Origin of the sequence: Heyndrickxia coagulans DSM 1 = ATCC 7050, assembly GCF_000290615.1 — a bacterium.
GTDB lineage: Bacteria > Bacillota > Bacilli > Bacillales > Bacillaceae_C > Weizmannia > Weizmannia coagulans.
On sequence record NZ_ALAS01000302.1, the window covers coordinates 1 to 5,476 of the forward strand.

The 5,476-nt window shown below is 44.8% G+C and carries 5 protein-coding genes and 1 pseudogene; 3 read left to right on the forward strand and 3 right to left on the reverse strand.

Annotation, left to right across the window (positions count from 1 at the left end):
- The first annotated feature begins 200 nt into the window (after positions 1 to 200).
- The 3 genes from IC21_RS15725 to IC21_RS15735 all read left to right on the forward strand — a co-directional run bounded on the left by IC21_RS15725 (position 201) and on the right by IC21_RS15735 (position 1,839).
- Complete coding sequence (locus tag IC21_RS15725) at positions 201 to 416, forward strand: NAD(P)-binding domain-containing protein (protein WP_029143038.1); 216 nt, start codon at positions 201 to 203, stop codon at positions 414 to 416.
- A 23-nt stretch (positions 417 to 439) separates the two neighbouring features.
- The gene (locus IC21_RS15730) at positions 440 to 1,195 is read left to right on the forward strand and encodes an exodeoxyribonuclease III (protein WP_019721325.1); all 756 of its coding nucleotides are present in this window, start codon (positions 440 to 442) and stop codon (positions 1,193 to 1,195) included.
- A gap of 215 nt (positions 1,196 to 1,410) precedes the next feature.
- Entirely contained in the window at positions 1,411 to 1,839 is a 429-nt protein-coding gene (locus IC21_RS15735) for a cell wall hydrolase (protein WP_029143039.1), read from the forward strand.
- Here IC21_RS15735 and IC21_RS15740 read toward each other — a convergent pair.
- From IC21_RS15740 to IC21_RS16570, 3 genes and pseudogenes are all read right to left on the reverse strand, one after another.
- Complete coding sequence (locus IC21_RS15740; protein WP_029143040.1) at positions 1,836 to 3,026, reverse strand: MFS transporter; 1,191 nt, start codon at positions 3,024 to 3,026, stop codon at positions 1,836 to 1,838. The genes IC21_RS15735 and IC21_RS15740 overlap by 4 nt on opposite strands.
- A gap of 309 nt (positions 3,027 to 3,335) precedes the next feature.
- A complete protein-coding gene (locus IC21_RS15745) occupies positions 3,336 to 4,082 on the reverse strand; it encodes an SDR family NAD(P)-dependent oxidoreductase (protein WP_029143041.1) in 747 nt (248 codons plus the stop codon).
- A gap of 792 nt (positions 4,083 to 4,874) precedes the next feature.
- Positions 4,875 to 5,387, reverse strand: a pseudogene (locus IC21_RS16570) (ArsA-related P-loop ATPase); the annotation flags it as partial.
- Positions 5,388 to 5,476: the final 89 nt, after the last annotated feature.

Here is a 5,476-nt window from a genome sequence, read left to right on the forward strand (position 1 = left end):
CCCCCCCCCCGCATAAGGATTGGCGAACATCAATTATACTTGTATAATACCGCTTTTTTCTTCAATACAAACGCCAAATATTTATACAAAAATTGCGTATTTCTTGCCGCATTTTTTCTTTAACATTAGAATAAGAACAGAATATCCCTTTAAAGCTGATGGCTTTTAGGTGAATTTGTCTAAATATGGAGGCTTTTGTCATGAAGATAGGTTGGATTGGTTTAGGGCATATGGGATCTCCGATGGCCTGCCGCCTTTTAGATGCGCATTTCGATTTGTTTGTGTATAATCGCACAATTAAGAAAACGGAAAAACTGACTGAAGCCGGCGCCGCCGTTTGCAAAACGCCGAAAGAAATCGCTGAAAATGCGGACGTCGCTGCGGTTTATAAAGCATTAAAACACCTGAACTTTTAAATGCAATGGAGGAGAAACCGGGGATGAAATTTGTTTCTTGGAATGTGAACGGGCTCCGCGCCTGTGTAAAAAAAGGGTTTCTTGCATTTTTTGCAGAAACCGGCGCCGACATTTTTTGCGTGCAGGAGACGAAACTGCAGGAAGGCCAGATCGCCCTTGATTTGGACGGCTATTATCAATATTGGAACTATGCCGAGCGGAAAGGGTATTCGGGCACGGCCGTTTTTACAAAAAAAGAACCGCTTTCCGTGCGCTACGGCGTCGGGGAAAATCGGACAGAACCGGAAGGCCGGATTTTGACACTCGAATATGAAGATTTTTATTTGGTCAATGTTTATACGCCGAATTCCCAGCGCGATCTTGCCCGCCTCGGTTACCGCCTCGAATGGGAAAACCGGATGCGGGCCTATTTAACGGATCTTGATAAAAAGAAGCCGGTCATTGTATGCGGCGATATGAACGTTGCCCATCAGGAAATTGATTTAAAAAATGCAAAAAGCAACATCGGCAATTCAGGGTTTACAGCGGAAGAGCGCGATAAAATGACCGGGCTGCTGAACAGCGGATTTATTGATTCGTTCCGGTATTTTTATCCTGAGCGGGAAGGCGCATATACATGGTGGTCTTATATGAATAAAGTAAGGGAAAGGAATATCGGCTGGCGGATTGACTATTTTCTCGTATCCAAAAGACTTGCCGGCCGTTTAAAAGGTGCCGGCATGTATCCGGAAATAATGGGCAGTGACCACTGTCCGGTATTTTTAGAAACCAATTTTTAATTGGCAGGATCCGTTTCTGCCGATTGCCCTTTTGTGCTGTGCGCCGAAACTTAAAGCCCGGTACTCTTTCGGATTTAACAAACATCAAGCATCCGGTTTTTTCCGCCCGGGTGCTTGATTTATTTCAGGCACAGGCGGGGTTCTCTTTTGGTGTTTTGCAGCATAAGATAAAAAGCGGAACTTGTGCGCAATTTGCAAATCCAGGGAGGCTTAAAATGGCAGTCGTAAGGGCATCAAGTGCAGACATCGATTTACTGGCACGGCTTTTAAGGGCGGAAGCAGAAGGGGAGGGGCAGCTTGGCATGCTGCTTGTCGGCAATGTCGGCATAAACCGGATCAGGGCGAATTGTTCGGATTTTATCGGGATCCGGACCATTCCGCAAATGGTTTATCAGCCACATGCTTTTGAAGCAGTGATACACGGGTATTTTTACCAGCGGGCACGGGAAAGCGAACGGCGGTTGGCCAGACGTGTGATTAACGGCGAAAGGCATTGGCCTGCCAAATACAGTTTATGGTATTTCAGGCCGCCGGGGGACTGCCCGCCCACATGGTATAACCAGCCGTTCGTTGGCCGGTATAAATTGCATTGTTTTTACGAACCGACAGCTGAAACATGCGAAAATATATACACCACTTCTTAATTTGCGAGCCTTTTTTCATTTGGCAAAAAGCAGGATATGACAGCGCCGATCATGGGCAAGAAAGATAAAATGGTAAATACTGTAGCAACCCCGAACATATCGGAAACGCCGCCCATGAAAACGGAACCGATTCCGCCGGCGCCGACCCCGAAACCAATTGACAGGCCGGAAGCAAGCGCGATATTTTTGGGCAACAGCTTTTGCATATAGATGACGCCGACAGAAAAGCTTGAAAGGACGCTGAAACCGAAACAGAGCAGATCGAGTACAGCCAGCCAGCCGCTTAAATGCGGCAACACAAGCGCAAAAGGCGTGGCAAGGAACATGGACACGACAAGCAGCCGTTTCATGCCGGCCCGGTCTGAAATAATGCCGCCAAAAAGCGTGCCCAGTGCCCCGGCGCCGACAAAGACAAAGTTCAACAGTTCGCTTGTTTCCAAACTTGCATGTTTCATGTAAAACGGAAGAAAAATAACAACCCCGACCTGGCACCAGGAACGCAAAATAATGACCAGAACAAGCAGGATGACGCCGGGAATATGGTTTTTTCCGGCGATTTCTTTTTTCCTGCGCTGAATATTTTGCACTTTGCTGTTCATCCAGCCAAGCAGGGGGGCTGTTAAAATAAGGGATAAAAGAGCAACCGGCAGCAGCCAGATCAGGCCGTGTATGCCGGTATGTACCAAAAAGAGCGGGATCATAAGCGGCCCGAAAGCCTGCCCGGCATTTCCGCCAACCTGGAATATTGCCTGTGCCAATCCTTTTTTATACCCGGACGCAAAATGGGTGCCGCGTGATGCTTCCGGATGAAAGACGCCCGACCCGAATCCGGAAAGCGCAATAAAAACCAAAAGCCATGGGAGAGATGACGCAATGGCGGTTAGGCTCAGGCCGGCAATCGATAAGAAGACACCGAGCGAAAAAAGCCAGACCCGCGGTTTCCGGTCCGTCAGCATGCCAAAAACCGGCTGTGTTACCGATGAAGTAAAATAAGAAACCAGTACAATTAAAGTGGATTGCGTATAATTCAAATGGAGCGCATGCTTGTACATGACAACAAGGGCAGGAACCATGCCGGTTGTCACCAGGTCATTTAAAAAATGCGCACCGCTGAACGTAAACAGCGCACGGCGAAAAAAAGGGTTTTCTGCCTCTAACGGCGCTGATGTAAATGATTGACTTCCCATACATACTCCCACTTTCTCGTAATTTCTTTCAAACCGCCCCGAACAGGGACAAAGACAGCCGGATCAAAAACGAGAGCTGTATGAATATTGTAACATAATTTTCCACAAAAATGACAAAATGAACCTCTTGTGTAAAGTCTATTTGCATAGCGTTTTGGATTGCCACTTTTTTCGTGCGGGCAGAGATGAAATGAACAAGAATACTCCGGTTCAAAAGGGGGAGGCGCTTTTGAATCGGAAAGGGGGAGAAGGGGTGTACGGAAATTTTTCCAACACTTCAAGAGCAGCAAGTTTGAGCATCCAAGAAAGTTATTTGAAAGAAGCATAGCCGTCATCAAGCATGACAACGCTTCCGTTAATAGCATCTGCTTCTTCAAGCGTTAACAGATAAACCGCATTTGCTATCGTTTCCGGGCGGATCAGTTTTTTGCGCATTTGCTGTTCTGTCATTTTTTGCGTCATTCCGGCATCTTTATAAGCTTGTATAATCGGGGTATCCACACAACCCGGCGCAATGCCGACGACGCGAATGCCGTATTGTGCCAGTTCGAGCGCGGCATTTTGCGTCATCATCCGGACAGCGCCTTTTGCAGCCTGATATGGGAAAGTACCGAAATTTGCCAAATAACCGAATACGGAAGCCGTGTTGATAATAACGCCTTTTACATCCAGCTCGCGCATTTTTCTGCCTGCAGCAATGATCCCGTATGCCACGCCGTGCTGATTGATATCAATGACACGCAAGTAATCTTCTATTTTCATACTCAGGATATGCCCGAGCGTTCCGATTCCGGCGTTGTTGAACATCACGTCAATCGTCCCGTATATTTCAACTGCCTGATTGACAAGTGATTCGACTTCTTCAAATTTGGAAACATCCGTCTTGGCAAAAACAGCATCTCCGCCTTCTTGTTTGATCAATTCCACCGTTTCAAGCCCTTTTTCTTCATCAATATCGGCAACCACAACGGAATCGCCTTTACGTGCAAAAGTTAAACTTGTTTCCCGGCCAATCCCGCTGCCGGCCCCTGTAATCACTGCAACTCTGCCTGACATGATGCATGCCTCCTGATGGATATATTTATAGAAAAAGTAAGCGTTTACTTTTCTTTACAATTTTTAGTGTATCACCGCAAGAAAAGGTTTACAATAAAAGGAAAGAACAGTTCGAAAAATTGACTTACCTCAATAGACAGTTTTAAAACCATCAAAAAAGTATAAACGTTTGCAGTTACTTTGAAGAAAAAGCAGGCGTAAAATCAAACCGATGCGGAATGCTCATTAAAGCACAAAAACAGGGAAATCAGCCAGAAGAAAAATTTTAAAGCAAAAAGAGTGTGCTGGTATTGTAAGTAAAAGAATAAGCCAAAATTTAGGGCGATTCAATGAAAGAATGTGCGAAAATGTAGATGTAAATGCAATAACGCTGAGTGATGGAATAAACCCGGAACGATCAATGACCGCGACCGCATACGGATAAACCGAAATCCCGTCCTGATGAGATGAAAAGATGCAATAAAGGATTGTATTTCACAAAAAATCGTTTATGTCTCAATGTTTAAAGTAATCTTCTTTTTTGAGATAAAATTTCATTTTACTCTTCAACTAGTTATAATATATATTATGTAAACTTACTAATTTCCCCGAAATTTGAGGGTTTCTTCCTTCAAGTGCCCATAAAATCAATTATCCGGAACTTGTTATCCTAAGTTCCTCTGTAATAATCATGGCTTTCTCCCTCTCTTTAAATGATTTACTTCAGTCGTGTGTTGCACTGCCTTCTAAAAAATGTTCACAGTCAAGCGCAGCCATACAATCAATTCGAATCCCATCTTGTTGTATCCCAACTTAGATAGTTAATTCTTTAAGTTTTTGATATCCTATTATATCTTCCGACTGCCAAGGAATAATCACACAATGGTTTTGTGATTTTCGTTGTACTTCCTCAATCCAATGAACTTCAGACTGTACCCGTCCGCGTAGAATAGGATCCACTGTATGTGTGGCATAGAAGCTTTGATTGATGACCCACCACTTCGGTTGGATTCCTGAGCGCTTTAAGTCATCTTGTAGACGGCTTGCTTCATAAACCGGTGTAGCTTCAGCCAATGTAACAATGACTACACTTGTTTCTTCCGGATTGCGAAGACGTGGTAACAAGTTTTGCACAGATCGCGGTACTTCTCCAGAAGAGCGCGCAATTTCTTTATTATAGACTTGTGCAGCATCCAATAACAGTAAAGTATGTCCTGTCGGAGCTGTATCAATGACAATTATTTCTTCGCTCGCTTTTTCTACGATATCTGCAAAGGCGCGGAATACCGCGATTTCCTCTGTACAAGGAGAACGTAGGTCCTCTTCTGTTCGCAGCCATGCCTAATGTCGCTATCGCAAGGGGTTTTGACATTTATTTTGGCGGGAGATATTTTAAAAAAGAGCCGTCAGCTCTA

Bases quoted from the DNA above. Each gene is read 5' to 3' on its own strand.
- IC21_RS15735 (WP_029143039.1), top strand. From the start codon at position 1,411: ATGGCAGTCGTAAGGGCATCAAGTGCAGACATCGATTTACTGGCACGG.
- IC21_RS15745 (WP_029143041.1), bottom strand. From the start codon at position 4,082: ATGTCAGGCAGAGTTGCAGTGATTACAGGGGCCGGCAGCGGGATTGGC.
- IC21_RS15740 (WP_029143040.1), bottom strand. From the start codon at position 3,026: ATGGGAAGTCAATCATTTACATCAGCGCCGTTAGAGGCAGAAAACCCT.
- IC21_RS15725 (WP_029143038.1), top strand. From the start codon at position 201: ATGAAGATAGGTTGGATTGGTTTAGGGCATATGGGATCTCCGATGGCC.
- IC21_RS15730 (WP_019721325.1), top strand. From the start codon at position 440: ATGAAATTTGTTTCTTGGAATGTGAACGGGCTCCGCGCCTGTGTAAAA.